The sequence below is a fragment of the Streptomyces sp. NPDC031265 genome (assembly GCF_055570295.1).
Window position 1 is genome coordinate 111,325 of sequence record NZ_JBVIHM010000021.1, and the last position, 24,728, is coordinate 136,052.

Annotated in this window: 26 protein-coding genes and 1 tRNA gene; 15 read left to right on the forward strand and 12 right to left on the reverse strand. The window is 70.9% G+C overall.

Going from position 1 to position 24,728, the window contains the following annotated elements:
* Positions 1-131 precede the first annotated feature (131 nt).
* Entirely contained in the window at positions 132-365 is a 234-nt protein-coding gene (locus ACZ499_RS27835; RefSeq protein ID WP_468678944.1) for a chaplin, read from the reverse strand.
* A 213-nt stretch (positions 366-578) separates the two neighbouring features.
* Complete coding sequence (locus ACZ499_RS27840; protein ID WP_266991443.1) at positions 579-1,904, reverse strand: M20/M25/M40 family metallo-hydrolase; 1,326 nt, start codon at positions 1,902-1,904, stop codon at positions 579-581.
* 190 nt (positions 1,905-2,094) lie between these two features.
* Between ACZ499_RS27840 and ACZ499_RS27845 the strand changes: the two genes are divergently transcribed.
* From ACZ499_RS27845 to ACZ499_RS27855, 3 genes are all read left to right on the forward strand, one after another.
* Positions 2,095-2,182: transfer RNA gene (locus ACZ499_RS27845), tRNA-Leu, on the forward strand.
* Positions 2,183-2,219: 37 nt separating this feature from the next.
* Positions 2,220-3,182 carry an RluA family pseudouridine synthase gene (locus ACZ499_RS27850; RefSeq protein WP_468678945.1) on the forward strand — a complete coding sequence of 321 codons (963 nt, stop codon included), beginning with the start codon at positions 2,220-2,222 and terminating at the stop codon, positions 3,180-3,182.
* 60 nt (positions 3,183-3,242) lie between these two features.
* On the forward strand, positions 3,243-4,139 hold the full coding sequence (locus tag ACZ499_RS27855; protein ID WP_468678946.1) for an amidohydrolase family protein: 897 nt from the start codon (positions 3,243-3,245) through the stop codon (positions 4,137-4,139).
* Here ACZ499_RS27855 and ACZ499_RS27860 read toward each other — a convergent pair.
* From ACZ499_RS27860 to ACZ499_RS27875, 4 genes are all read right to left on the reverse strand, one after another.
* The gene (locus ACZ499_RS27860; protein WP_468411892.1) at positions 4,123-4,752 is read right to left on the reverse strand and encodes an MBL fold metallo-hydrolase; all 630 of its coding nucleotides are present in this window, start codon (positions 4,750-4,752) and stop codon (positions 4,123-4,125) included. The two genes, ACZ499_RS27855 and ACZ499_RS27860, sit on opposite strands and share 17 nt — an antisense overlap.
* Complete coding sequence (locus ACZ499_RS27865; protein WP_468678948.1) at positions 4,752-5,837, reverse strand: S-(hydroxymethyl)mycothiol dehydrogenase; 1,086 nt, start codon at positions 5,835-5,837, stop codon at positions 4,752-4,754. Before ACZ499_RS27865 ends, ACZ499_RS27860 begins: the two co-directional genes overlap by 1 nt.
* A gap of 267 nt (positions 5,838-6,104) precedes the next feature.
* Complete coding sequence (locus ACZ499_RS27870) at positions 6,105-7,553, reverse strand: amino acid permease (RefSeq protein ID WP_468678950.1); 1,449 nt, start codon at positions 7,551-7,553, stop codon at positions 6,105-6,107.
* A gap of 209 nt (positions 7,554-7,762) precedes the next feature.
* Positions 7,763-8,464, reverse strand: a complete 702-nt coding sequence (locus ACZ499_RS27875) for a FadR/GntR family transcriptional regulator (RefSeq protein WP_468678953.1) — start codon at positions 8,462-8,464, stop codon at positions 7,763-7,765.
* A gap of 194 nt (positions 8,465-8,658) precedes the next feature.
* Between ACZ499_RS27875 and ACZ499_RS27880 the strand changes: the two genes are divergently transcribed.
* Together ACZ499_RS27880 and ACZ499_RS27885 are read left to right on the forward strand one after the other, a co-directional pair.
* Positions 8,659-9,171 (forward strand): gluconokinase, encoded by a 513-nt coding sequence (locus ACZ499_RS27880; RefSeq protein ID WP_468678955.1) that lies wholly within the window; start codon positions 8,659-8,661, stop codon positions 9,169-9,171.
* A gap of 34 nt (positions 9,172-9,205) precedes the next feature.
* On the forward strand, positions 9,206-10,642 hold the full coding sequence (locus ACZ499_RS27885; protein WP_468678956.1) for a GntT/GntP/DsdX family permease: 1,437 nt from the start codon (positions 9,206-9,208) through the stop codon (positions 10,640-10,642).
* Here the strand turns inward: ACZ499_RS27885 and ACZ499_RS27890 are convergent.
* The 4 genes from ACZ499_RS27890 to ACZ499_RS27905 form a co-directional block, all read right to left on the reverse strand.
* Positions 10,628-11,320 carry a cytochrome b/b6 domain-containing protein gene (locus ACZ499_RS27890; protein WP_468678958.1) on the reverse strand — a complete coding sequence of 231 codons (693 nt, stop codon included), beginning with the start codon at positions 11,318-11,320 and terminating at the stop codon, positions 10,628-10,630. The two genes, ACZ499_RS27885 and ACZ499_RS27890, sit on opposite strands and share 15 nt — an antisense overlap.
* Positions 11,262-11,996, reverse strand: a complete 735-nt coding sequence (locus ACZ499_RS27895; RefSeq protein WP_468678959.1) for a molybdopterin-dependent oxidoreductase — start codon at positions 11,994-11,996, stop codon at positions 11,262-11,264. The genes ACZ499_RS27890 and ACZ499_RS27895 overlap by 59 nt, the downstream gene beginning before the upstream one ends.
* 91 nt (positions 11,997-12,087) lie before the next feature.
* Entirely contained in the window at positions 12,088-13,617 is a 1,530-nt protein-coding gene (locus ACZ499_RS27900; protein WP_468678960.1) for an APC family permease, read from the reverse strand.
* A gap of 69 nt (positions 13,618-13,686) precedes the next feature.
* A complete protein-coding gene (locus ACZ499_RS27905; protein WP_468678962.1) occupies positions 13,687-14,661 on the reverse strand; it encodes a hypothetical protein in 975 nt (324 codons plus the stop codon).
* A 521-nt stretch (positions 14,662-15,182) separates the two neighbouring features.
* On the opposite strand from ACZ499_RS27905, the gene ACZ499_RS27910 reads away from it, so the two are divergent.
* Both ACZ499_RS27910 and ACZ499_RS27915 read left to right on the forward strand, forming a co-directional pair.
* Positions 15,183-15,623, forward strand: coding sequence for a recombinase family protein (locus ACZ499_RS27910; RefSeq protein ID WP_468678964.1), 441 nt, complete (start codon positions 15,183-15,185; stop codon positions 15,621-15,623).
* Positions 15,614-16,249: a hypothetical protein gene (locus ACZ499_RS27915; protein WP_468678967.1), complete on the forward strand. Its 636-nt coding sequence runs from the start codon at positions 15,614-15,616 to the stop codon at positions 16,247-16,249. Before ACZ499_RS27910 ends, ACZ499_RS27915 begins: the two co-directional genes overlap by 10 nt.
* 354 nt (positions 16,250-16,603) lie before the next feature.
* Here the strand turns inward: ACZ499_RS27915 and ACZ499_RS27920 are convergent, their stop codons facing one another.
* On the reverse strand, positions 16,604-16,903 hold the full coding sequence (locus ACZ499_RS27920; protein WP_468678969.1) for a hypothetical protein: 300 nt from the start codon (positions 16,901-16,903) through the stop codon (positions 16,604-16,606).
* A 476-nt stretch (positions 16,904-17,379) separates the two neighbouring features.
* Here ACZ499_RS27920 and ACZ499_RS27925 point away from each other — a divergent pair, with 476 nt between their 5' ends.
* Positions 17,380-17,616 (forward strand): hypothetical protein, encoded by a 237-nt coding sequence (locus tag ACZ499_RS27925; RefSeq protein WP_468678970.1) that lies wholly within the window; start codon positions 17,380-17,382, stop codon positions 17,614-17,616.
* A 108-nt stretch (positions 17,617-17,724) separates the two neighbouring features.
* Here ACZ499_RS27925 and ACZ499_RS27930 read toward each other — a convergent pair whose 3' ends face one another.
* Entirely contained in the window at positions 17,725-19,014 is a 1,290-nt protein-coding gene (locus ACZ499_RS27930) for an MFS transporter (RefSeq protein WP_468678972.1), read from the reverse strand.
* A 775-nt stretch (positions 19,015-19,789) separates the two neighbouring features.
* Here ACZ499_RS27930 and ACZ499_RS27935 point away from each other — a divergent pair.
* The 7 genes from ACZ499_RS27935 (at position 19,790) to ACZ499_RS27965 (ending at position 24,722) form a co-directional block, all read left to right on the forward strand.
* Complete coding sequence (locus ACZ499_RS27935; protein WP_468678974.1) at positions 19,790-20,683, forward strand: DMT family transporter; 894 nt, start codon at positions 19,790-19,792, stop codon at positions 20,681-20,683.
* Between the two features lie 25 nt (positions 20,684-20,708).
* Positions 20,709-21,242: an NUDIX hydrolase gene (locus ACZ499_RS27940; protein ID WP_468678977.1), complete on the forward strand. Its 534-nt coding sequence runs from the start codon at positions 20,709-20,711 to the stop codon at positions 21,240-21,242.
* Positions 21,243-21,265: 23 nt separating this feature from the next.
* A complete protein-coding gene (locus ACZ499_RS27945) occupies positions 21,266-21,658 on the forward strand; it encodes a YidH family protein (RefSeq protein ID WP_371651622.1) in 393 nt (130 codons plus the stop codon).
* Positions 21,655-21,972 (forward strand): DUF202 domain-containing protein, encoded by a 318-nt coding sequence (locus ACZ499_RS27950; protein ID WP_468678980.1) that lies wholly within the window; start codon positions 21,655-21,657, stop codon positions 21,970-21,972. Before ACZ499_RS27945 ends, ACZ499_RS27950 begins: the two co-directional genes overlap by 4 nt.
* 85 nt (positions 21,973-22,057) lie before the next feature.
* Positions 22,058-22,357: a hypothetical protein gene (locus ACZ499_RS27955; protein ID WP_468678981.1), complete on the forward strand. Its 300-nt coding sequence runs from the start codon at positions 22,058-22,060 to the stop codon at positions 22,355-22,357.
* Between the two features lie 112 nt (positions 22,358-22,469).
* Positions 22,470-23,498: a phosphotransferase family protein gene (locus ACZ499_RS27960; protein ID WP_468678982.1), complete on the forward strand. Its 1,029-nt coding sequence runs from the start codon at positions 22,470-22,472 to the stop codon at positions 23,496-23,498.
* A 9-nt stretch (positions 23,499-23,507) separates the two neighbouring features.
* Positions 23,508-24,722, forward strand: a complete 1,215-nt coding sequence (locus ACZ499_RS27965; RefSeq protein ID WP_468678984.1) for an acyl-CoA dehydrogenase family protein — start codon at positions 23,508-23,510, stop codon at positions 24,720-24,722.
* Positions 24,723-24,728 lie beyond the last annotated feature (6 nt).

Below are 24,728 nucleotides of genomic sequence, written 5' to 3' on the forward strand. Positions count from 1 at the left end.
CCCCTCCCCCCCCCCCCCCCCCCCCCCCCCCCCCCCTCCCCCTCCTTTTTCCCCCCCCCCCCCCCCCCCCCCCCCCCCCCCCCCCCCCCCCCCCCCCCAGGACTCAGACCCTCACGGGTTGAGGTTCGACGTCACTTGTTGACGCAGGTGTTGCCGAAGGCGGGGTTCAGCAGCCCGGTCGACGAGATCGCGTTACCGCAGAAGTTCACCGGCACGTGGATGGGCACCTGAACGACGTTGCCGGAAGCGGTACCCGGGGAATGCACAGCGGCACCCTGGGCACCCGCGTCGGCGACGGCCAGGCCCGCGCCCGCGAGAACCAGACCACCAGTGACAGCCGCAGCAGCGACGACCTTCTTGATCATTACTTCCTCCTTGTTGGCAAAGGTGCGATCCCAGCCGCGGACCGCACACCCTGTAACGACGGGGAAGTTATGGGGCTACGAGCTTATGAACGCATTCACTCTTCTCAGTCAACTGCGCACGCCTGGGCGATTGTTGGCGTGTCGTTCCAGCAAGGCGACCGTTGCACGGTCCACGGGTGCCGTGCGTACCCGGCACCCGTGGACCTTCCCAGGTCAGGAGGCGTCGATGAACCGGTCGAGGACCCGTACGCCGAACTTCAGACCGTCCACCGGCACCCGCTCGTCCACGCCGTGGAACATCCCGGCGAAGTCCAGCTCCGGCGGCAGCTTCAGCGGCGCGAAGCCGAAGCAGCGGATCCCGAGGTCCGCGAAGGACTTGGCGTCGGTGCCGGCCGAGAGCATGTACGGCACGGCCCGCGCGATCGGGTCCTCGGCCACCAGGGCCGTCTGCATGGCGTCGACGAGCGCCCCGTCGAAGGTGGTCTCCAGCGCCTTGTCGGCGTGCACGTCCTCGCGCCGCACCCGGGGTCCCAGGATCCGGTCGAGGTCGGCGAGGAACTCCTCCTCGTACCCCGGCAGGAAGCGGCCGTCGACGTGCGCGGTCGCCTGCCCCGGAATCACGTTGACCTTGTAGCCGGCGCCCAGCTGGGTCGGGTTGGCGGTGTTCTGGAGCGAGGCGCCGATGAGCTTGGCGATGCCGCCGAGCTTGGCCAGGGTCTCGTCCATGTTCTCCGGGTCGAGCTCGGTGCCCAGCGCGTCCCCGAGCTCGTCGAGGAAGTGCCGCAGCGTCTTGGTGACGCGGACCGGGAACTTGTGCCGCCCGAGCCGGCCCACCGCCTCGGAGAGCTCGGTGATGGCGTTGTCCTTGTGGATCATCGAACCGTGCCCGGCGCTGCCGTCCACGGTCAGCTTCATCCAGTGCATGCCCTTCTGGGCGGTCTCCACGAGGTAGAGCCGCAGGTTCTCGTTGACGGTGAACGAGAAGCCGCCGACCTCGCTGATCGCCTCCGTCACGCCCTCGAACAGGTCGGGGTGCTTGTCGACGAGGTAGCGGGCCCCGTACGTGCCGCCCGCCTCCTCGTCGGCGAGGAAGGCGAGCACGATGTCGCGCGGGGGCTTGCGGCCGCTGCGCAGCCGGTCCCGTACGACCGCGAGGGTCATCGCGTCCATGTCCTTCATGTCGACCGCGCCGCGCCCCCAGACGCAGCCGTCCGCGATCTCGCCCGAGAACGGGTGGTGCGTCCAGTCGTCGGCGTTGGCCGGGACGACGTCGGTGTGGCCGTGGATGAGCAGCGCGGGCCTCGACGGGTCCTCGCCCTGGATCCGGGCCACGGTGGAGGCCCGTCCGGTGTGCGACTCGAAGATCTTCGGTTCGAGCCCCACCTCCGCGAGCTTCTCGGCCACGTACTCGGCCGCCGCCCGCTCACCCGGACCGGAGTGGTCCCCGTAGTTGCTGGTGTCCATCCTGATCAGATCGCGACAGAGGTCGACGACCTCGTCCTCGCCGGTCACGCCCCGCGCCGCCTTCGACTCGCTCACGCTGCTTCCTCCCGTTGCCGCTGCCGCTTCCAGAGTCCACCTCATCCTCCCCCCGCGCCCTCGCCCGCCCAAGGGCGGCTTCCCGTCGACATACGACGTTCACGCAGGCCACGGGGGTGATCGAGCACCCCCAGATGTTTGCTATTGTTTTCCACGTCGGAACGGGCACGGCCCGCGAGACAGACACCTTGTCCGGGTGGCGGAATGGCAGACGCGCTAGCTTGAGGTGCTAGTGCCCTTTATCGGGCGTGGGGGTTCAAGTCCCCCCTCGGACACCACTTGAAAACCCCAGCTGAGCTGGGGTTTTCTTGTTTTGTGAGACGTAGAGCCAAGATCCCGGCCGCCCCGCTCCCCCAGCGCGACGGAATCGACCCGGTGCGGGTGCGGCTGCCCGTGGACCCGGACGGGGCCTGGGGGACGGTCCGGGAGCATCTGGTCGAACGGTTCCGGGGCGCCATCGGTGCCGCGCGGGTGGAGGAGATGATCCGCGGTGGGCGGTTCCTGACCGCCGACGGGCCCGTGGACGAGGAGCTGGCGTACCGGCCGGGGATGTACGTCTGGTTCCACCGGGACTTCGCGCCCGAGGTGCCCGTGCCGTTCGGGATCGGGATCGTCCACCGCGACGAGCGGATCGTGATCGCGGACAAGCCGCACTTCCTGGCCACCACGCCCCGGGGCCGGCACATCACCGAGACCGCCGTCGCCCGGCTGCGGCGCGAGCTCGGTCTGCCCGCGCTCCAGCCCGCGCACCGCCTCGACCGGCTGACCGCCGGTCTCGCCCTGTTCGTCGTGCGCCCCGAGGACCGGGGCGCGTACCAGAACCTGTTCGCCGAGCGGCGGGTGCGCAAGGAGTACGAGGCCATCGCCCCGTACGACGCGGGCGTGGCGCTGCCGGTGACCGTGCGCAGCCGGATCGTCAAGGAGCGCGGGGTGATCGCCGCGCGCGAGGAGGCGGGCGAGCCGAACGCCGAGAGCCGGATCGAGCTGATCGGACACCGGGGCGGGCTCGGCCGCTACCGGCTGCTTCCGGCGACCGGGCGCACCCATCAGCTGCGGGTCCACATGAACGGCCTCGGGCTGCCGATCCTCAACGACCCGGTCTATCCGGCGCTGGCCGAGGAGCCCGACCCGGACGACTTCACCAGTCCCCTGCAACTGCTGGCGAAGGTCCTGGAGTTCACGGATCCGGTGGACGGGCGGGAGCGGAGGTTCGAGAGCGGGCTGCGGCTCGCCGCGTGGTGTCCGGACGACGGCGACCGCGATACATCGGATCAATAGGGGCCGCGCGAAGGTAATTTGGGGTTCAGGGGGTACCTCAACCCCTGAGACATCTGATAAATGTGCTCGCATGCGCGTCACAAAGCTCCCCACCGGGGAACGGGCGCGCGGGTCGTCGACGCGCACCACCATGTGTGGGACCTTTCCGTGCGCGACCAGGAGTGGATCGCCGGGCCCGAACTCGCCCCGCTGCGGCGCACCTTCACCCTCGACGAGCTGCGGGTGGAGGCCGACGCCGCCGGAGTGGAGGCCACCGTCCTTGTGCAGACCGTGACCGTGGCCGAGGAGACCCCGGAGTTCCTGGCGCTCGGCGAGGACGACCCTCTCGTACGCGGCGTCGTCGGCTGGACCGATCTCACCGCGCCCGGGGTGGCCGACGAACTGGCCAGGCTGCGGGAACTGCCGGGCGGGGAACGGCTGGTGGGGATCCGCCATCAGGTGCAGGGCGAGCGCGACCCCGAGTGGCTGCTGCGGCCGGACGTGGCCCGCGGACTTGCGGCCGTCGCGGACGCGGGGCCGGCGTACGACCTGGTGGTCCTCCCCCACCAGCTGCCCGCCTGCGTACGGGCCGCCGGGCTCCACCCCGGACTCGTCTTCGTCCTCGACCACCTGGGCAAGCCGCCGATCGGCGCGGGCGACTCCGGGCCCTGGGGATCGGCGGCCCGCGCGCTCGCCGCCCTCCCGAACTCCGTCTGCAAGCTGTCGGGCCTGGTCGCCGAGGCGGGCCCGGACTGGAGCGTGGCCGGCCCGCGGCCGTACGCGGACACGGTCCTGGAGGCGTTCGGACCCGCACGGCTGATGTTCGGCTCGGACTGGCCTGTGTGCCTGCTCGCCGCCTCGTACGGCGAAGTCCTGGACGTAGCACGGCTGCTGACCGAGGACCTGGGCCCGCACGAACGGGCCCAGGTCCTCGGCGGCACGGCGGACCGCGTCTACGGGCTCAGTGGCCGCGCTTGACCCACTCGTCCAGGTGAGGTGCCTCGTCGCCGATCGTGGTGGAGTCGCCGTGGCCCGTCCGTACCTCCGTCTCGGGCGGCAGGGTGAGCAGCCGCTCGCGGATCGAGTCGACAATCGTCGGGAAGTGCGAGAAGGACCGGCCGGTCGCGCCCGGGCCCCCGGCGAACAGGGTGTCGCCGGTGAACACCGTGCCCAGCTCGGGGGCGTACAGGCACACCGCGCCCGGGGCGTGGCCCGGGGTGTGCAGCACGGTGAGCGTCGTGCCCGCGACCGTCACGGCCTCCCCGTCTGCCAGCTCGCCGTCGGGGGCGCGGTCCGGGTGGGTGAGCTTCCACAGCGGCAGGTCGTCGGGGTGAAGGAGCACCGGCGCCCCGGTGGCCTCCGCGAGTTCCGGGGCGGCGTCGATGTGGTCGTTGTGGGCGTGGGTGCAGACGATCGCGCGCAGGGTGCGGCCGCCCAGCGCGGCCTGGATCGCCGACGCGTCGTGGGCGGCGTCGATGACCACCGCCTCCTCGTCGTCGCCGACGATCCAGACGTTGTTGTCGACGTCCCACGTGCCGCCGTCCAGCGCGAACGTGCCCGAGGTGACCAGGTGCTCGATGCGGGCGGCCATCAGAACGCCACCACCGAGCGCAGCACATCGCCCTCGTGCATGCGCTCGAAGGCCTTCTCGACCTCGTCGAGCGCGATGGTCTCGGTGACGAAGGCGGCGAGGTCGATCCGGCCCTGCTGGTGCAGGTCGATCAGCATCGGGAAGTCCCGCGAGGGCAGGCAGTCGCCGTACCAGGACGACTTGAGCGCGCCGCCGCGGCCGAAGACGTCGATCAGCGGCAGCTCCAGCTTCATGTCCGGGGTGGGCACGCCGACCAGGACCACGGTTCCGGCCAGGTCGCGGGCGTAGAACGCCTGCTTGTAGGTCTCGGGGCGGCCGACCGCCTCGATGACCACGTCGGCGCCGAAGCCCCCGGTCAGGGCGCGGACCGCCTCGACGGCGTCCTCGGTGCGCGAGTTGACGGTGTGGGTGGCGCCCATGGTCTTCGCGGTGGCCAGCTTGCGGTCGTCGATGTCCACGGCGACGATCTTCGCCGCGCCCGCGAGCCGGGCGCCCACGATCGCCGCGTCCCCGACCCCGCCGCAGCCGATGACGGCCACCGAGTCGCCGCGGCCGACGTTGCCGGTGTTGAGGGCGGCGCCGATGCCCGCCATGACACCGCAGCCGAGCAGCCCTGCGACGGCCGGGGAGACCGACGGGTCGACCTTGGTGCACTGCCCGGCGGCGACCAGCGTCTTCTCGGCGAAGGCGCCGATGCCGAGCGCGGGCGACAGCTCGGTGCCGTCCAGCAGGGTCATCTTCTGCTCGGCGTTGTGGGTGTTGAAGCAGTACTGGGGGCGGCCGCGCAGACAGGAGCGGCACTGGCCGCACACCGCGCGCCAGTTGAGGATCACGAAGTCGCCGGGCGCCACGTCGGTCACCCCGGCGCCGACCGACTCGACCACACCGGCGGCCTCGTGGCCGAGCAGGAAGGGGAAGTCGTCGTTGATCCCGCCCTGCTTGTAGTGCAGATCGGTGTGGCAGACCCCGCACGCCTGGACCTTCACCACGGCCTCGCCGGGCCCCGGGTCCGGCACCACGATCGTCTCCACCCGTACGGGCTCGTCCTTCCCCGGCGCGATGACCCCTCGGACCTGCTGCGGCATGCGTGAACTTCCTTTCTGGCACCGCCGGTACGCGCGGACGCGCAGGGGCGGAAATGGGTACGGGCCCGGCCTCCGCACGTTACTCCGGTCGGCCCGGTGCGGGTCCACTGGGCGCTCCGGGCGGCCCGCCTGTCCGGCTGGGGGTCCGGGGCCACGCGGCGTCAGCCGCATATCGATGCGTCCCCGGGAAGACGCAGCCCGCCCCATGCCGAAGGGCGGCACCCCGCGCCGGGATGCCGCCCTTCTCGTACGTACGCGGTGCGTCCGCTACTTGGCCGCGATCTCCGCGACCCGCTTGCGGACCAGGTACCAGCCGCCGACCAGCATGCCCAGGATCACGGGCAGGCAGTAGACGGTCGTGCGGCCCACGCCGCCGCCGTACCACATCAGGTACAGCACGGTGGCGAGGAAGATCAGCGTGACGATCTGGGTGTACGGGGCCCAGGGCAGCCGGTAGGAGGGGCGGGTGAGCAGGCCCTCCTGGGCGCGGCGCCAGAACAGCAGCGAGCAGATCATGATCATCGCCCAGGTGCCGAGGATGCCGATCGAGGCGAAGTTCAGCACGATCTCGAAGGCGTCGTCGGGCATCAGCTTGTTCAGGGCGACACCGGCGGCGCCGAACGCGGCGGTCAGCAGGACACCGCCGTAGGGCACCTGGCCCTTGTTCATCCGGGCCGTGAACTTGGGCGCGGAGCCCGCCACGGCCATCGAGCGCAGGATGCGGCCGGTGGAGTACAGGCCCGAGTTGAGGCTGGAGAGCGCGGCGGTCAGGACCACCAGGTTCATCACACCGGCCGCGCCCGGCACGCCGAGCTTGTCCAGGACCGTGACGAACGGGCTCTGCTCGCCGGAGTACTCGGTGTACGGCAGGAGCAGCGCCAGCAGGACGACCGAGCCGACGTAGAAGATGCCGACGCGCCACATGATCGAGTTGATCGCCTTGGGCAGGATCTTCTGCGGGTTCTCGGTCTCGCCCGCCGCGACACCGCAGAGCTCGACCGAGGCGTACGCGAAGACGACGCCCTGGACGACCAGGAGCATCGGCAGCATGCCCATCGGGAAGATGCCGCCGTGGTCGGTGATGTTGGCCAGGCCCGGGGTGTTGCCGTCGACGCTGTGCTGGGTGGCGACCAGGTAGATGCCCACCAGCATGAAGGCCACCAGGGCCGCGACCTTGACGATCGCGAACCAGAACTCCATCTCGCCGAAGTACTTCACCGAGATCAGGTTGGCGGTGAGGACCACGGCCAGGGCGATCAGGGCGAGGACCCACTGCGGGATGTCGCTGAACATGGCCCAGAAGTGGGCGTAGGTCGCGGCGGCCGTGATGTCGGCCACGGCGGTGGTGGACCAGTTCAGGAAGTACAGCCAGCCCGCCGTGTAGGCGCCCTTCTCGCCCATGAACTCACGGGCGTAGGAGACGAAGGCGCCGGAGGAGGGCCGGTAGAGCACGAGCTCGCCGAGGGCCCGGACGACGAAGAACGCGAAGACGCCGCAGACCGCGTAGGCGATCGCCAGCGAGGGGCCGGCGCCCGCCATCCGGCCACCGGCGCCGAGGAACAGGCCGGTGCCTATCGCGCCGCCGATGGCGATCATGTTGATGTGGCGGGACTTGAGGTCCTTGCTGTAACCGGCGTCACCGGCATCGATGTGGGGGGTGCCCTGCGCCGGCGCGGACGCCGACGTCTCGGCCGCAGGCATGGTGCGGTCACTCATGTAGCTGTATCGCCTTCGTGAGGGGTCATGCGGTCGTGCGATACCGGGCTGTGCCGGTGCCGTCCCGGCTGTGGCCGGTGATGCGGGTGAGTTCTGGGGTCACCGCGGCGTGGCTGATCCGGGACATGGTCGCGGCTCGACGGGGCATTTGGCAGTGGCCAATGTCACGTACGGGCAGATCTGTGATGAATCTGAGGTAAATCTGAGCTTTAGGGGGCGAGTACGTCCAATTCCTTGAGGGCCCCGACGGCGATCTCCCGCGTGAGTCTCTCGGCCCGCTCCGCGTCCCGCTCCCGGACCGCCTCGGCCACCTGGACATGCAGGGTGACGGCCGCCGGATCGGGGTCCTCGAACATCACCCGATGGTGGGTTCTGCCGGTCAGGACCTCGGCGACCACGTCGCCGAGCCGGGCGAACATCTCGTTGCCGGAGGCGTTCAGGACGATCCGGTGGAAGGCGACGTCGTGGACGAGGTAGCCCTCCAGCCGGCGCCCGCGCGAGGTGGCGACCATGCCGAGCGCCTGCTCGGTGAGGGCGGCGCACTGCTCGGGGGTGGCGTGGTGGGCGGCGAGCCCGGCGGCTACCGGCTCCACGGCCGAGCGCAGCACGGTCAGTGAGCGCAGCTGGCGCGGCCGGTCGGATCCGGCCAGGCGCCAGCGGATGACCTGGGGGTCGTACACGTTCCACTGCTCGGTGGCCCGGACGGTCACCCCGACCCGGCGCCGGGACTCGACCAGCTGCATGGACTCCAGGACCCGGATCGCCTCGCGGATCACGGTGCGCGAGACGTCGAAGCGCTGGGCGAGCTCGTCGCCGCGCAGAACGCTGCCGGGCGGGTATTCGCCTGCGGTGATCGCGCGGCCGAGGGTGTCGAGCACCTGCGCGTGCAGTCCCTGGGCCTGTGTGGTCATGGCCGTAAGGGTACGGGGAGGTGGGGCCGGGGCAGGACGGGCGCGCGAGGGCCGCCGACGAAAAAGTATTACTTATTAATCACGAACTCTTGAATACGTCGCACCTTTGGGTTTCAGTAGCGCGACGGGCGGATGGCCGGAAACGACCCCCGCCCGGAACACATCGATGTCGACGAAGACAGCGAGGCACCGCTATGAGCACCCCCCACGTCGTCGTGGTGATGGGCGTGGCCGGCACCGGCAAGACCACGATCGGTCCCCTGGTCGCCGCCGCGCTCGGCGTTCCGTACGCCGAGGGCGACGACTTCCACCCGGCGGCCAACGTCGCCAAGATGTCGGCCGGCGTCCCGCTGGACGACGGCGACCGATGGCCCTGGCTCGACGCGATCGGGCAGTGGGCGCACGGCCGGGCCGGCCTCGGCGGGGTGGTGAGCAGCTCCGCACTCAAGCGGGCCTACCGCGACCGGCTGCGGGCAGCCGCCCCCGGCCTCGTCTTCCTGCACCTCACCGGCGACCGGGAGCTCATCGAGCGGCGGATGAGCGGGCGCAAGGGCCACTTCATGCCCACCGCACTGCTCGACTCGCAGTTCGCCACGCTCCAGCCGCTCGGGGCGGACGAGGCCGGGGTGGCCGTCGACGTCGCCGGGGGGACCCCCGAGGAAATCACCGACCGGGCCGTCGCCGCACTGCGCCGGCTCGCCGACTGACCCGCCGGCCAACTCACCAGCCAAGGACCACACCGTGACCAGTCTCAGCGTCGAGATCCTGGCAGCGGGCGCGGCCGAGCCGATCACCTCGGCGGGCAACGCCCGGCTGGGGATCGCCGTACTCGCCGGCATCGCCGTCATCGTCCTGCTCATCACCAAGTTCAAGCTGCACGCGTTCCTCGCCCTGACCATCGGCTCGCTGGCGCTCGGCGCCTTCGCGGGGGCGCCACTGGACAAGGCGATCACCAGCTTCACCACCGGCCTGGGCAACACCGTCGCCGGTGTCGGGGTGCTCATCGCTCTCGGCGCGATCCTCGGCAAGCTGCTCGCCGACTCGGGCGGCGCGGACCAGATCGTCGACACGATCCTGGCGAAGGCCGGGAAGTCCGGCGGGCGCGCGATGCCGTGGGCGATGGTGGTCATCGCCTCGATCATCGGCCTGCCCCTGTTCTTCGAGGTCGGGATCGTGCTGCTGATCCCGGTGGTGCTGCTCGTCGCCAAGCGCGGCAACTACTCGCTGATGCGGATCGGCATCCCGGCGCTCGCCGGTCTCTCCGTGATGCACGGGCTGATCCCGCCGCACCCGGGCCCGCTGGTCGCCATCGACGCGGTCGGCGCCAACCTGGGCGTCACGCTCGCCCTGGGTGTCCTGGTGGCCATACCCACGGTGATCATCGCCGGGCCGGTCTTCTCCCGGTACGCGGCGCGCTGGGTGGACATACCGGCGCCGGACCGGATGCCGCCCTCGGTCGGGGGTTCCCCCCGGACCCCCGCGGCGCGCCCCTCCGAGGAGTTGGAGACGCGGCCGAGCTTCGCCGCGACCCTGTCGACCGTGCTCCTGCCGGTCGTGCTGATGCTGGTGAAGGCCCTGGTCGACATCGTGGTCGACGATCCGAAGAACCATCTCCAGCGCGTCACCGACGTGATCGGCTCGCCGCTGATCGCGCTGCTCACGGCCGTGCTCGTCGCCATCTTCACACTGGGCCGGGCCGCCGGGTTCAGCAAGGAACGGATCTCCACGACGGTCGAGAAGTCGCTCGCCCCGATCGCGGGCATCCTCATGATCGTCGGCGCGGGCGGCGGCTTCAAGCAGACGCTGATCGACGTGGGCGTGGGGCAGATGATCCTGGACATCTCCAAGGACTGGTCCATCCCCGCGCTGCTGCTCGCCTGGCTGATCGCGGTCGCGATCCGGCTCGCGACCGGCTCGGCCACGGTGGCGACGATCTCCGCCGCCGGCCTGGTGGCCCCGCTGGCCGCCGACATGTCGACCGGGCACACGGCCCTGCTGGTCCTCGCCGTCGGCGCGGGCTCGCTCTTCTTCAGCCATGTCAACGACGCCGGGTTCTGGCTGGTCAAGGAGTACTTCGGGATGGACGTCGGCCAGACGGTCAAGACCTGGTCCGTGATGGAGACGATCATCTCGGTGGTGGCGCTGGGGTTCGTACTGCTGCTGTCACTCGTGATCTAGGGGACCAGCGCTCCCCCGGCCCTCCAGTTCCTCCAGCCACAGCCCGTGCTCGCGCCGGGCCCACGGACGCCCCACCGACCCGGTGCGCATGCCACGGCGTGCCTCCGGGTCGAGGAGCGCCATGGTCACATGGCCGGTGAGTACGATCCCGACGGCCAGCGCCAGCCAGTCGTGGACGAACGTCGAGCCGACCCGCACCGCCAGCGGCGCCAGACGCGTGAACCACATGAGCAGACCGGTGCCGAGCAGGACGAGCGCGGCCCCGGTGATCCACCCGGCGTAGACCTTCTGCCCCGCGTTGAACTTTCCCGCCGTACGCGGATGTTCGTCCCGGGTGAGCGCCGAGCGCAGCCAGCGCCGGTCATGCGGCCCGAACCGGTTGAGGCGGCGCAGGTCGGCTCGGAAGGCCCGGGAGACGAGCCCCGCCAGGACCGGTACGGGCAGCAGCACGCCCGAGATCTCGTGCACCCGCACCACCAGCTCCCGGCGTCCCACGGCCTCGGCGAGCTGCGGCAGATAGAGCACGGCGGCCGACAGCACGCACACGCCGAACACCAGGGCGTTGGTCCGGTGCACCCAGCGCTCGGCCCGGGTGAACCGCCGTACGCGGACGGCCGGTTCAGCTCGTGGGGTGGTCGTCGCGCCCGTTGGACCGGCCGACCCAGGCATCCGTGTCATAGCCCCGCTCCTCCCAGAATCCCCGCCGCACCTTGCCCGTCACGGTGATCCCGGAGAGCCATTTCGCCGACTTGTAGAAGTACATGGGCGCCACATAGAGGCGGACCGGGCCGCCGTGGGCGTGCGACACGGGCTTGTCCCGCATGCTCAGGGCGACCAGCACGTCGTCGCGGCGGGCCTGTTCGAGCGTGAGGCTCTCGGTGTACGTGCCGTCGAAGCAGGTGAAGCGGACCGCCCCGGCTCCTGGGCGCACCCCTGCGGCGTCGAGGAGCCGGGACAGCCTCACCCCCGCGAACGGTGTGCCGGGCACCCGCCACCCCGTCACGCACTGCACGTCCCGGACCAGCCGGGTCTGCGGCAGCGCCCGCAGTGCGTCAAGGGTGTAGGTGGCCGGGCGGTCGACCAGGCCGTCGACGGTGAGCCGGTAGTCGGCGGCGCCCTTGTGCGGTACGGAGGCGGCGACCGAGTAGTAGCGGAAGCCGCCGCCGTTGGGCAGCAGGCCGGTCAGGCCGGTGGGGTCCTTCCCGGCGGCGGCGCCGAGGACCGACTCCAGGCCGCGCTGGAGGACCGGGGCGGCGGCGACCCCGGCGACGCCGAGGCCGAGCATGCCGAGCACGATGCGGCGGCCGACGGGGGCGCTCTCGGCGGTGGACGGTGCGGGTGGTTCGGGGTTCACCCTCCGATTCGAGCACCGGCGGCTCCCGGACACCAGGGGCCGCGGCACACCGTCATCGTTTGGTCAGAGTTCGCTCGGGCCCGAGCGCGGCCTACGCCTGGGCGCGTCCCGCCGCCCTCTCCAGCTTCTCCAGCTGGAAGGCCTCGTTGCCCTGGCCGATCCGGGCGTGCGCCTCGGGCCGCACCGCCCGTACGAAGAGGCCGTACGCCACACCCGCCGCCAGGGCGAGCGCGATGATCGAGGGCAGGATCCAGCTGAGCGAGGAGTCCGGTCCCGCGCCGACGAGGACGTCGAAGTCCTTGACCGTGTAGACCGCCATGACGAAGAGCGCGACCCCGGCGATGCCGGAGGCGAGCAGCCGCCACAGCTGGGCGGCGGCCGCTCCCCGGCGGACGAAGAAGGCGATGACCGCGAAGCAGGCGGCGGCCATCAGCACGATCACGCCGAGCGCGCCCACGTTGCCCATCCAGGTGAACAGGTGCAGGACGGCGGCGGTCGGGTCGCCGGTGGGCTTGTCGTCGGTGGCGGCGAAGGCGACGACGACCACGAGTGAGATCGCGGTCTGGAGCAGCGAGCCGGTGCCGGGGGCGCCGCTGGTCTGGTTGGTACGGCCGAACGCGGCGGGCAGCAGGCCCTCGCGGCCCATGGCGAAGACGTACCGGGAGACGACGTTGTGGAAGCTGAGCAGCGCGGCGAACATGCCGGTGACGAAGAGGACGTGCAGGACGTCGGTGAAGGTGGTGCCGAGCCGGTCCTCGGTGAGCCCGAACAGCAGGCCAGGACCGTTCTTGCGGGAGGCGTCGATGATGCCGGAAGGTCCGGTGGCCACCGTGAGCGCCCAGGAGCTGAGCGCGAAGAACACGGCGGTGAAGCCGACGGCCAGGAACATCACGCGCGAGACGACCAGATGCGGGCGGCTGGTCTCCTCCGCGTACACCGGCGCCTGCTCGAAGCCGGTGAACGCGGCGATGCAGAAGCACAGGGCGGTGCCGATGCCCGCGCCGGAGAGCGTGGACGGGTTGAACGCGTGCAGCGACAGGCCTTCCTTGGCGGGGTCGGCGACGGCGGCGAAGTCGAAGACGACGACCAGGGCGACCTCGATGACCAGCAGCACGCCGAGGACCTTGGCGTTGAGGTCGATCTTCAGCCAGGCGAGCACGCCGACCAGCGCTACGGCGGCCAGCGCCGGGATCCACCAGGCGAGTTCAGTGTCCAGGTAGGTGGCGAAGAGGCTGGAGACCTCGAAGCCGAACATGCCGTAGATACCGACCTGGAGGGTGCTGTACGCGACGAGCGCCACGAAGGCGGCGCCCGACCCGGCGGTGGGGCCGAGGCCCCTGGCTATGTACGCGTAGAACGCGCCGGCGTTGTGGACGTGGCGGCTCATCTCGGCGTACCCGAAGCTGAACAGGGCCAGGACGGCGCCGAGGATGAGGAAGAGAAGGGGCTGGCCGACGATGCCCATCACGCCGTACGTGGTGGGCATGACACCGGCGACCACCATCAGCGGGGCGCTCGCGGCGAGCACCGAGAGCAGCAGGCCCGAAGTGCCGAGCCGGTCGGCTCGCAGGGCTCTCTCCTGCCCCTTGTACGTACGGATCTCATCGGTGTCGCTCGACATGGCGGGGGTGCCCTTTCGGTGGGACGCGGGGGGTGGTACCGAGGGGGTACTGGGAGATGCTGGGTGTGGCTAGACGGTGCCGAGCGCGGCGCTGCGGGCGGCCTGGAAGGCGCGGTACGGGTCCCGGTCCGGGTACGACCAGGGGGCGGGGGTGAAGTGCCGGCCGATGCGGTGGAAGAGGGCCGCGGCCTCGGCGGGGCGGCCCTCGCAGTGCTTGGCGTGGGCGAGGAAGTTGAGGTCGACGCCGGCCCGGGGGTGGTCCTCGCGCTCCCACTCCAGCCACCAGTCGAACGCGGACTTGATCACCTGGCGGGCGCGGCGGCCGGTCCAGTGCTCCGATTCGACGGGGTCGCCCGGCGCGGCGCCCCCGGCCGCGAGCACCCGGTACCGCTCGGCGTGGGCGACCAGCGGGAGCAGGGCGAGCGGGGAGTCGGCGGGGGCGCGGGCGACGGAGGCGGCGGCGAAGGCGTACACCTCGTGCATCGGGTCGGCGCCGTCGCCCGGACGGCGCTCGGCCAGCCGGGCGGCCATCAGGTGGTGGGCGTGGTGGTGGTCCGGGTGCCGGGAGCACACCTCGGCGAAGATCTGCTCGGTCTCGTTGTCCGAGCCGAGCCTGCGGGAGAGCGCCAGCAGGGCGAGCCAGGGGGTGGGGTCGGCGGGGGCGAGCCGGGCCGCCTCCAGGCAGGCGTCGCGGGCGCGGTCCATGTGGCCGTTGCCGCCTTTTCCGCCCTTTCCCTCCTTCTCGCTGAGGCAGCGGGAGACGAGGGCGCAGGCGTAGAGGGCGGCGGCGTCGGCGCTGTCCGGCTCGGCGAGCAGCCACTCGCGGGCCCAGGCCGCGGAGGTGGCGGGCTCGCCGAGGACGGTGAGGCGGTGGCCGCGGCGGTCCCAGTCGTCGCCGGTCGCGACCAGCAGCGAGCGGACCCTGGTCCACCGGCCCTGCGCCAACTGGGCGCGGACGGCGACGAGTTCGGCGTCGTCGAGCGCCGGGTCGAAGGCTCGTCCGCCGCGTTTGCGGGGGCGGCCGAGCGGGGGCGGGGGCGGCATCCGCGTACTTCCCGGGGGGTGGTTGGTGTGATGCGGGTGTGGTGGGTGTGGTTATTGGGCCGGGCGACAGGGTGATCGCGGACAGCAAAGCGGTACCCAAGGCTCCACGTCAAGGTCGGGTGAGCGGGCTTCGGGGTTCAACTTGGTGGGTGGTTGCGGGGTTTGCCCCCCACCCCACCCCTTCCCGATGCTCCAGATTGAGTGTTCTGGAGTGATCGCGTCATGGCGGCATCTGCGCTGGTCAGCACCACGGGGAACTCGCTGGCCTCCACAGAGGGTATGGAGACCAGCACGCCTACAGCAGTAATTCACGCTACCGAGACCCTGCGCGGAGTCCGGTGCATCCGTCTGTCGGTGCGGACGGATGAGACGACGAGCCCCGAGCGGCGCAAGATGCCGCTTCGCCGGCGCGGCGGCGGCAAGACCGCGTACGGCTACCTGCCCGCCCCTATGCCGAAGGAACACGGCGGAGCGGGCTGGACACTCGTCCCGACCCGATCGCCATCAAGGTCATTGAGCAAATGATCGCCGCGCTGCTGTCCGGGCTCGCCCCGCTCGCCATTGCGCGCATGCTGAACGCTGACAAGGTGCTGTCCCCGTCCGCCCACTGGGCCGCCTACAAGGCCCGTACGAAGAACAACGGTGCGGAGCCCGCCGAGAGCACCGCCCCGAAGCGGAAGCCCGCACAGTGGCGTGCCGAGACCATCGTGAGAATGCTGACCAGCCCGGCACTGCTTGGGTGGAAGGTGTACCAGGGCAAGCCCGTCCGCGATGACCAGGGCGCCCCGGTCATGGCTGCCGAAACGCCGATTCTCACCCGCGAGGAGTTCGACCAGGTGGGCGCGCTGCTCGCCCCCAAGCCCGTCACCGCCCGTCCGCCCGTCCGCCCGTCCGCAAGGACTCCGGGGCACTGCTCCTGCGGGTCATCCACTGCGACGGCTGCGGCTCCCGCATGTACCTGAACAAGGGCTACTACCAGTGCTCGTCATACAAGTACGGGTCAGACTGCAAGGCCCCGTCCACGGTGCGCGCGGACTGGGTGGAGCAGCACGTGACCGCCGAGTTCCTGCGCCTGGTCGGCCCCGTGCAGATCACCCGCATCATCGAGATACCGGGCTATGACCCTCAGCCCGAGATCGACGCCACGGCGGCCGAGTTCGCCGAGCACCAGAAGCAGAAGGGCCGCCAGAAGTCCAAGGCCGCGCAAGCCGAGTGGCAGCGTCACGCGGACGCGCTCGACTCCCGGTTGGCGGAGTTGGAAGCGCGGGAGAAGACCGAGCCCCGCCGCGAGGCACTGCCCACCGGACGCAGCTACGCCGACGAGTGGAACAGCGGCGACAACGTGGCACGGCGCACCATGCTCGTAGAGGCAGGGGCACGTCTCATGGTCAAGCGTGGCACCCGGGGAGGATGGCGGACACTCGACCTACGCCGCGTGAACTTCACCATCAACGGCGACCTTGACCCCGCCATTGAGGAGAACGTGACGGTGGCGAACGAGCTTGCCACAGAGAACACCCCGGAGCACGCACCCACGCCCGGGGCCAAGGCGCACCGCAACCTGACACCCCAAGCACCCTGGCGATAGCGGCGTAGCAGCCCCCTGGAAGCCCGAGCACGCCCCGGCGGGCCACTGGCGCACCAGGGGTTCGGCATGTCCCCCAAGCGGCCTATAGGCTCGATACACCCCGCGCCGGAATGGGTGCGCTGGCCAGGGCTGGTGCATGACGGTTCCTAGAGCCCGAAAATGCAGTACGACCAGCCCGCACCGCCCCGGTAGTCCTCGGACCGCCGGGGCTTTCCCATGCCCACCCTGTTCGGAGGCGCCCCCATGCCCCGAAGACCCCGGCCCCCGTGCTCTGTCCCGGGGTGCCCCGAGCGCGAACATGGCGCCGCCCCGGCACAGTGTCGGCGTCCTGTGCCGGGGCGAGGCGTTTGGGACCTATCGCTTTTTCGACGGGTCTACGGGAATCTCGAACAGTGCGATCGGCCCGACGCTGTACCTGGGCTGGACCTGGACTCGACCTGTTGCGAGAGGTCCTGCCGCATAGCTGGCTGCGGCGGCGCCTTCGCCGTCAACGACGTTGAGTTGGGCAGGAATGTACCTGCCTCCGTTCACCACCAGTACAGGCACGCCGTCTCGGTAGTGCAGCGACAGCGTGCCCACGTCCTGGGGCTTGACTTCTTGCGCCGGGGTCTGCTCCAAGCCGACTACCTCGGGCGCTGCTTGCTCATCAGACATGGCTATGTCCCCTCCCTGGTCGGCTCGATGCTGACCTGGTCAGAGCGTCGCACGACGCTGCGTCACCAAACAGTAACTCTCGGCGAAACGGCCGAGAATCGACAGCGTGGCGTGAAGCCACTGCCTCACGTGGACCCTGACCAGGCCCCATTACCCCTGCCCGGAGGTCCCCCTATGCCCCGAAGACCCCGCCCCCCGTGCTCTGTCCCCGGTTGCCCCGAGCTGACCCGCGCTGGTGGCCGCTGTGCCCGACATGAGCGCGAGGCGAATGCTCTGCGTGTGACGCCGGGCACCAGCTCGTACGGTCCTCGGTAGCCGAACACACGGCGCCGCTACCTGTACGCCAACCCGTGGTGCGTGTTGTGCGGGAAGACCGCGACGGTTGCCGACCGTTTCCCGGAGTCGCGCCGCTCACTGCTGGCTCGGGGCGTTGCTGATCCGGATGTGTTCTCTCGTCTGCGTCCGCTGTGTACGTCGTGCCACTGACTGCCGGGACCGGCGGCAAGCAGACTGGTGACATCTACGCCGTGCGCTTCGGGTCCACCGAAGCCGACTCCGGGGTGACCGGCCTGACCAACGGCGGCGTCCAGGCCACCGACCTGGGCGAGTCACACGACAAGCCCGTCTACCGCACCCGCATCGACTTTTACTGCGGCCTCGCCCTGTTCGGCGGGAAGGCCGCAGCACGCCTGACCAACGTCCTCGCCGGCTGACCCGGCACCACGGGAGCCCCCGTGCTCGTCACCCTTCGGGGCGGCGGGTGCGGGGGATTCGTCATGTCCGGGGCCGTCTGCCGGGCGTACGCTGCGGACATGAGCACATCAGCCCTTGCTCTCTCCAGCAGCGGCTTCTGCGCCGTGCCGTGTCAGGTCAGCTGTCGAGCGATCGAGTTCGTCGGCAGTACGGGCCCTCCGGGTGGGAGAAAACGTCAGCACAAGTGCCTGGATGACTGCTCCGGACAGTCCGATCCACAGGGCGAAGCGATAGCCGACCTGGTCGGCGAGTACTCCGCCAAGTGGTGCCCCCACCGCTACCATTCCCCAGTTCATCGAGCGGATCGTCGCGTTCATCCGCCCGCGCAGCCGGTCGGGTGTCACCGCCTGGCGGTAGCTCATCTCCACCGGACTTTCGACGCCGATGGCCAGGGACACGAGGAAGAAGCCGAGCGACACGGAGGCGAGCGCCCACGGTCCACGCTCGGCCAGGACCAAAGGCAGCCAGCCGACGGCGGCGAGCAGGCGGAAGGCGATCAGAGTGGCGCCCACGTCCAGTCTTGTGGCCACGCGCCCGGAGAGCGCACCGCCGAGTATCACGCCGACACTCGCGCAGGCGTAGGTGACCCCCAGACCGAATGCCCCGATCTTCAGGCTGTGCAGGGCGAAGACCACGAAGACCGTGGTCACCATGCTGTTGAAGAGGAGCATCGCGTGCGAGGTCAGGGCGATCGACGCCAGCGTGCGATGCCGGTAGACCCATGCCACGCCCTCCCGCAGCTCGCTGCCCAGGCTGCGCCGCGCGCCTCGATCGGGGACGGGGTCGGGTGCCTTCACCGAGGCGAGCAGCAGGCCGGACATCAGATAGGTGAGGGCGTCCACCAGCACGGCAAGCGGCGCTCCCATGATTTTGATCAGTACCCCGGCGAGCAGAGGGCCGGTCGAGCCGGCCAACGCGTCGGCCTGTTGCACGCGCGCGTATCCCGCGTTGAGCAGCTCTTTGGGTACCAGCTGTGGCACATACGACTGGTTCGCTGCCTCGAACAGCAAGGACAACACCCCGAACACGAAGACGAACAGGCACAGCGCGGGGATGCTGAGCCGATCCAGCGCATACAGCACCGGTATCGCCCCGAGCAGGACTGCCCTTCCGAGGTCCGTAGCGACCATCATCGGCTTGCGCCGCCAGCGGTCCACCACGACCCCGGCTATGAGTCCGAAGAGCAGATACGGAACCCAGCGGGCGGCATTGACGATGCCGACCTCCGTGGCGGATGCGCTCAGCGCCACGGCGGTAAGGATCTGCAACGCCAGTCCCGTGACCTGAGAACCGAACGCAGACACGGCCGAGGCGGTCAAGAAACGTACGTACCCAGGGACTTCCACCAGGCGCGGCATGATCGGACCGTACCAGCGAAGATCACCGCCGGACGACGGCGGAACAAGTCACCCAACGACGGCAGACATGCGCCAGCGTTGTCGGCTCTCATCGATGGTTCCGAGCGATCTGATCGTTAAGACTGCCGTGACGGTCGTTCTGCGGTTAGACCTAGATCAGACAAGGACCAGCCCCGTTCGGCCACAGTGCTGGATGGGGCTTCCTTGTGTCCTGACCAGCTCCTATGCTCAGAACCCCTACTTACGAGCCTCGGGGCTTCCCTAAACCCTCCGAGGGTGGGTGGGGGGTTCAGGCGGCTCTCCCGGGGGCGGAGCCCCGCCCCCCGGAGGCAGGGGCTCCGCCCCTTGCGCCCCTTGCGGAGCCTGCGGCCCTGCACCCCGCTTACGGGGGCTGCGCCCCCGGTACCCCCCGCTGGGGCTGCGCCCCCGCCCCCGCTTCGGGGCTCCGCCCCGGACCCCGTTCGTCTGCGGGCCGTCTGTGGCTGGGCGCGCAGTTCCCCGCGCCCCTAGGTGGTCAGCGGCGCGGGGAACCGCCCGATCAACCCCCACCGAACCCGCAGACAAACGGGGTCCAGGGCGAAGCACCGGCAACGAACCCCTCGGCCGAAAAGAAAAGGTGTCCGAGGCGAAGCCCCCGGCGATGGGGCCTGGCGGAAAACCCTGGGCCGAAAGGGGTCTGGGCCACGCCCAGCGGGTACTCGGGAGGCGTCAGCGGGCCTGGGGCGCTATCGTCGAGCAAGTTCGCAACCCCCGGCCGCACTTGAAGGTGTCCCACGTGTCGGTTCTCGTCCTCGCTCTCGCCGTGGGCGCGGCCTGCTGTCTGGGCTTCGGGTTTGTGCTCCAGCAGAACGCCGCCCAGCGCGCCCCGCTGGGCGACTTCCTCTCGCCGCGGCTGCTGCTGGACCTGGTACGGGTGCCCCGCTGGCTCGCCGGGATGGGGCTGATGATCGCCGGCATGGTGCTCGGCGCGCTGGCGCTGGGCCAGGGCGAGGTCTCCCAGGTGGAGCCGCTCCTCGCCACCAACCTCTTCTTCGCCATGGCCCTGTCCCGCTGGCAGACCAAGCAGTCCCTGGGCCGCCAGGGCTGGGCGGGGCTCACCCTCCTGGCGGGCGGCGTGACCGCCTTCATGGTGGCGGGCCAGCCGCGCGGCGGCAACGACGTCTCCGGGCCCCTGCGGCACTGGCTGATCGTCGGGATCGTCGTCGGGATCGCGCTCGTCCTCACCGTGTACGCCAAGCGGTCCCGCCTCAGCGCCGGCCCCACCCTCCTCGCCGTCGCCGCGGGGCTCCTCTACGGCCTCCAGGACGCCCTCACCCGGGTCAGCGGCGAACGGTTCAGGGCCGGCGGCTTCGCCCACATGCTGACGGGCTGGCAGCCGTACGGCGTGCTGGCGCTCGGCGTGACCGGCCTGATCCTGGTGCAGAGCGCCTTCGAGACCGCCCCGCTGCGGATGTCGCTGCCCGCGCTCACCGCCGCCCAGCCGCTCGCCGGGATCGCCTGCGGCGTCGGCTTCCTGGGTGACCAGCTGCGTACCGACGCGGCAGCGCTCGCCTGGGAGGTGTGCGGGCTCGCCGCCATCGTGGCCGGCATCATCCTGCTCGGGCTCCATCCGGCGATGCCGTCCGGCACAGGGCCGAAGGAGCCGATCCGCGACCTTCAGCCGCACTGAACAGCCCGGTGGTTGGATGAGCCTCATGAGCTCATCTCCGTCCTCCCCCGCCGACGAGATCCTCGACATTGTCGACGAGCACGACCGCGTCGTCGGCCAGGCCCCGCGCGGCGAGGCGTACGCCCGGGGGCTGCGCCACCGCTGCGCCTTCATCCTCGTCCGGGACGCCGAGGACCGGATCTTCGTCCACCGGCGCACCCCGACCAAGCTGGTCTTCCCCTCGCTGTACGACATGTTCGTCGGCGGTGTCGTCGGCGCGGGCGAGAGCTACGACGACGCCGCCCTGCGGGAGGCCGAGGAGGAGCTCGGGGTCTCCGGGCTGCCACGGCCCGTACCGCTGTTCACCTTCCTCTACGAAGGCGGGGCGGACGGGCGGCAGACATGGTGGTCGGCCGTGTACGAAGTGCGCTGCACGCTTCCCGTACGCCCGCAGGCCGAGGAGGTCGCCTGGCACGACTTCCTGCCCGAGGCCGAGGTGGAGCGGCGGCTCGACACCTGGGAGTGGGTGCCGGACGGGCTCGACGCGTACCGGCGGCTGCGCGCGCACCGGGCCGGATGATCCACTGCGGGTAGTGTGCAAAGGTGATCAGCATCGCGCAGACCCTGCGGCTGTGGTTCGCGCCCGAGCGCATCTCCGAGGAGGGCGAGACGCCGGACTACCGGTTCTCGCTCGCCAACGAGCGTACGTTCCTGGCCTGGATCCGGACGTCGCTCGCCCTGGTCGGCGGCGGGTTCGCGGTCGACCAGTTCCTGCCGGACCTGCGCTGGGGCGTACGGGTCGGGCTCGCCCTGGCGCTGTTGGCGGCCGGGGTGCTGTGCGCGCTGCGGGCCGTGAACCACTGGGTGCGGTGCGAGCGGGCGATGCGGCGCGGCGAGGACCTGCCCGTGTCGCGCTTCCCCACCCTGCTGAGCGTGGCGGTGGCGGTGGTCGCCGTCGCCATGGTGGTGGTCGTCGTCTTCGGCTGGGCCGGGTGACGGGCGCGCCCGACCGGGACCCCGGCCTCCAGCCCGAGCGGACCCGGCTCGCCTGGCGCCGTACGACGCTGTCCTGCACGGTGGCGGCGGTCCTCGCGGCCAAGCAAGGCCTGCACGGCGGCAGGACGGCCGTCGGCCTGGTCGCCGTGGCCCTGAGCGGTCTGGTCTGGCTGGGTTTCCTTGCCGTGGCCCACCACCGCATCCAGTCCCTGACCCGCTCGGCCCGCCCCGGGGTGCTGCGGGCCCGCGAGGCGGTCGCGGCGATGGCGTGCGTGGCGGCGCTGGCGCTGTTCGCGGTGGCGATGCTGCTCTGAACGGCAGCACGGCCCCGCGCCCTCGCAGGCGGGGCCGCGCCCTGCGCACTAGCCTGAGAAGTGAGCGATCTTGAGGGTGAACGCCATGACCGTGAGCCACGAGGAACACCCCACCACCCACGAGCACGCGCACGGCCCCACCTGCGGGCACCGGGCCGTGCCGCACGGCGACCACACGGACTACGCCCACGACGGGCACATGCACCGCGAGCACTCCGGCCACTGGGACGAGTGCGAGCCGGCCGGCCACGTCGCCCACGACGGGCACGCGCACGAGCACGGCGTCGGCTGCGGCCACCAGTCCGTGGAACACCGCGACCACCTGGACTACGTCCACGACGGTCACCGCCACGCCGAGCACGAGGGCCACTGGGACGACCACTGAGGCCCTGCTCCCCCACGGCGGGCCGGATCCGGGAGCGACGGCATCTGGACGACATACCGACTGGTCGGTAGCGTGTCCGTGACACGATCGCCGTTCCCGGAGGTAGCCCGCCATGACCACAGTCCCGCCAGGTCTCGATCCGGAGCGGCTGCGCGCCCATCTCGACCGCGAGCGGCCGGGGCTCGTGACCGGGCCGCTCAGCGCCCGGCTGATCGAGGGCGGCCGGTCCAACCTCACGTACATCGTGACCGACGGCACGGGCCAGTGGGTGGTCCGGCGGCCGCCGCTGGGGCATGTCCTGGCCACCGCGCACGACATGAAGCGCGAGCACCGGGTGATCAGCGCCCTGCACCCGACGTCGGTCCCGGTGCCGGAGCCGCTGCTCCTGTGCGAGGACGACTCGGTGCTCGGCGCGCCGTTCTACGTGATGGAGTACGTGGCCGGGACCCCGTACCGCACGGCGGAGCAGCTGGCTCCGCTGGGCCCGGAGCGCACCCGGGCCGCGATCCTCGGCCTGGTGGACACGCTGGTCGAGCTGCACGCGGTGGACCCCGAGGCGGTCGGTCTCGGGGACTTCGGGCGCCCGGAGGGCTTCCTCGACCGCCAGTTGCGGCGCTGGGGCAAGCAGCTCGACGCCTCCCGCAACCGGGAGCTGGCCGGCATCGACGAGCTGCACGCGGCGCTCGGCCGTGAGCTCCCCGTCTCCCCCGCCCCCACGGTCATCCACGGCGACTACCGGCTCGACAACGTCCTGGTCGGGGACGACGACGAGATCAAGGCGGTCCTCGACTGGGAGATGTCGACCCTCGGCGACCCGCTGACCGACCTCGGGCTGCTCGTGATGTACAGCGCCGAGCTGACGGTGAAAAACTCCCCGGTCTCCACCACCGCCGGGGCCGCCGGGCACCCCACCCCCGCCGAGCTGATCGAGCGGTACGCCGCCGGTTCGGGCCGGGACACGTCGGCCATCTCCTGGTACACGGCGTTCGCCTGGTTCAAGCTCGCCGTGATCCTGGAGGGCATCCACTACCGCTACACCCTGGGCCAGACCGTCGGCGCGGGCTTCGACCGCATCGGGGACCTGGTGCCCGTCTTCATCGACCACGGCCTCACCACCCTCCAGTCACGTCAGGAAGGCTGAACTCCCGCCATGGACTTCGCATTCGACGCACGGACCCTAGAGCTGCGCGCCAGGCTGCTCACCTTCATGGAGCAGTACGTCTACCCGGCCGAGACCACCGCGCACGAGCAGCGCCTCCTCCTGAAGTCGCCGTGGGACACGCCCGCCGTGGTGGCGGAGCTGAAGGCCGAGGCGCGCAGCCAGGGGCTGTGGAACCTCTTCCTGCCGGACGCCGAGCACGGCGCCGGGCTCACCAACCTCCAGTACGCGCCGCTCGCCGAGATCACCGGCCGCTCCCCGCACCTGGCGCCCACCGCCCTGAACTGCGCGGCGCCGGACACCGGGAACATGGAGGTGCTCGCCCAGTTCGGCTCGGACGAGCAGAAGAAGCGGTGGCTGGAGCCGCTGCTGGCCGGGGAGATCCGCTCCGCTTTCGCGATGACCGAGCCGGAGGTGGCCTCCTCGGACGCCACCAACATCGAGACGCGGATCGCCAAGGAGGACGACGAGTACGTCATCACAGGGCGCAAGTGGTACATCTCTGGCGCGATGAACCCCGACTGCAAGATCTTCATCGTGATGGGCAAGACCGACCCGGACAACGAGGACGTCCGCCGCCAGCAGTCGATGGTGCTGGTGCCGCGCGACACCCCGGGCGTCGAGGTCCGCCGCGCCATGCAGGTGTACGGGTACGAGGACCACTCGCACGGCGGCCACGCCGAGGTCGTCTTCCACGGCGCGCGGGTGCCCGTGGAGAACCTGGTGGGCGAGGAGGGCGGCGGCTTCGCCATCGCCCAGGCCCGCCTCGGGCCCGGCCGGATCCACCACTGCATGCGGCTGATCGGCATGGCCGAGCGGGCCATCGAGCTGATGTGCCGCCGGGCGGTGGCCCGGACCGCCTTCGGCAAGCCGATCGCCCAGCAGGGCGTGGTGCAGGAGTGGATCGCGGACGCGCGCGTGGCGGTGGAGCAGCTGCGGCTGCTCGTTCTGAAGACCGCCTGGCTGATGGACACCGTGGGCAACCGCGGCGCCCACACCGAGATCCAGGCCATCAAGATCGCCACGCCCCGGACGGTCCTCGACATCCTCGACAAGGCCGTCCAGGTCCACGGCGCGGGCGGCGTCAGCCAGGACTTCCCGCTGGCCGAGCTGTGGGCGGCGGCGCGGACCCTGCGCATCGCGGACGGCCCCGACGAGGTCCACCAGCGCTCGCTGGCCCGCCGGGAGCTGAAGAAGTACCTGTAGCCCCCC

Coding starts and splice junctions, on each gene's coding strand:
- ACZ499_RS27870 (WP_468678950.1), bottom strand. CDS start 7,553: ATGAGTGACCGCACCATGCCTGCGGCCGAGACGTCGGCGTCCGCGCCG.
- ACZ499_RS27880 (WP_468678955.1), top strand. CDS start 8,659: ATGAGCACCCCCCACGTCGTCGTGGTGATGGGCGTGGCCGGCACCGGC.
- ACZ499_RS27875 (WP_468678953.1), bottom strand. CDS start 8,464: ATGACCACACAGGCCCAGGGACTGCACGCGCAGGTGCTCGACACCCTC.
- ACZ499_RS27890 (WP_468678958.1), bottom strand. CDS start 11,320: ATGACACGGATGCCTGGGTCGGCCGGTCCAACGGGCGCGACGACCACC.
- ACZ499_RS27910 (WP_468678964.1), top strand. CDS start 15,183: ATGATCGCCGCGCTGCTGTCCGGGCTCGCCCCGCTCGCCATTGCGCGC.
- ACZ499_RS27905 (WP_468678962.1), bottom strand. CDS start 14,661: ATGCCGCCCCCGCCCCCGCTCGGCCGCCCCCGCAAACGCGGCGGACGA.
- ACZ499_RS27835 (WP_468678944.1), bottom strand. CDS start 365: ATGATCAAGAAGGTCGTCGCTGCTGCGGCTGTCACTGGTGGTCTGGTT.
- ACZ499_RS27865 (WP_468678948.1), bottom strand. CDS start 5,837: ATGCCGCAGCAGGTCCGAGGGGTCATCGCGCCGGGGAAGGACGAGCCC.
- ACZ499_RS27965 (WP_468678984.1), top strand. CDS start 23,508: ATGGACTTCGCATTCGACGCACGGACCCTAGAGCTGCGCGCCAGGCTG.
- ACZ499_RS27855 (WP_468678946.1), top strand. CDS start 3,243: ATGTGCTCGCATGCGCGTCACAAAGCTCCCCACCGGGGAACGGGCGCG.
- ACZ499_RS27960 (WP_468678982.1), top strand. CDS start 22,470: ATGACCACAGTCCCGCCAGGTCTCGATCCGGAGCGGCTGCGCGCCCAT.
- ACZ499_RS27920 (WP_468678969.1), bottom strand. CDS start 16,903: ATGTCTGATGAGCAAGCAGCGCCCGAGGTAGTCGGCTTGGAGCAGACC.
- ACZ499_RS27900 (WP_468678960.1), bottom strand. CDS start 13,617: ATGTCGAGCGACACCGATGAGATCCGTACGTACAAGGGGCAGGAGAGA.
- ACZ499_RS27940 (WP_468678977.1), top strand. CDS start 20,709: ATGAGCTCATCTCCGTCCTCCCCCGCCGACGAGATCCTCGACATTGTC.
- ACZ499_RS27915 (WP_468678967.1), top strand. CDS start 15,614: ATGTACCTGAACAAGGGCTACTACCAGTGCTCGTCATACAAGTACGGG.
- ACZ499_RS27930 (WP_468678972.1), bottom strand. CDS start 19,014: ATGCCGCGCCTGGTGGAAGTCCCTGGGTACGTACGTTTCTTGACCGCC.
- ACZ499_RS27860 (WP_468411892.1), bottom strand. CDS start 4,752: ATGGCCGCCCGCATCGAGCACCTGGTCACCTCGGGCACGTTCGCGCTG.
- ACZ499_RS27955 (WP_468678981.1), top strand. CDS start 22,058: ATGACCGTGAGCCACGAGGAACACCCCACCACCCACGAGCACGCGCAC.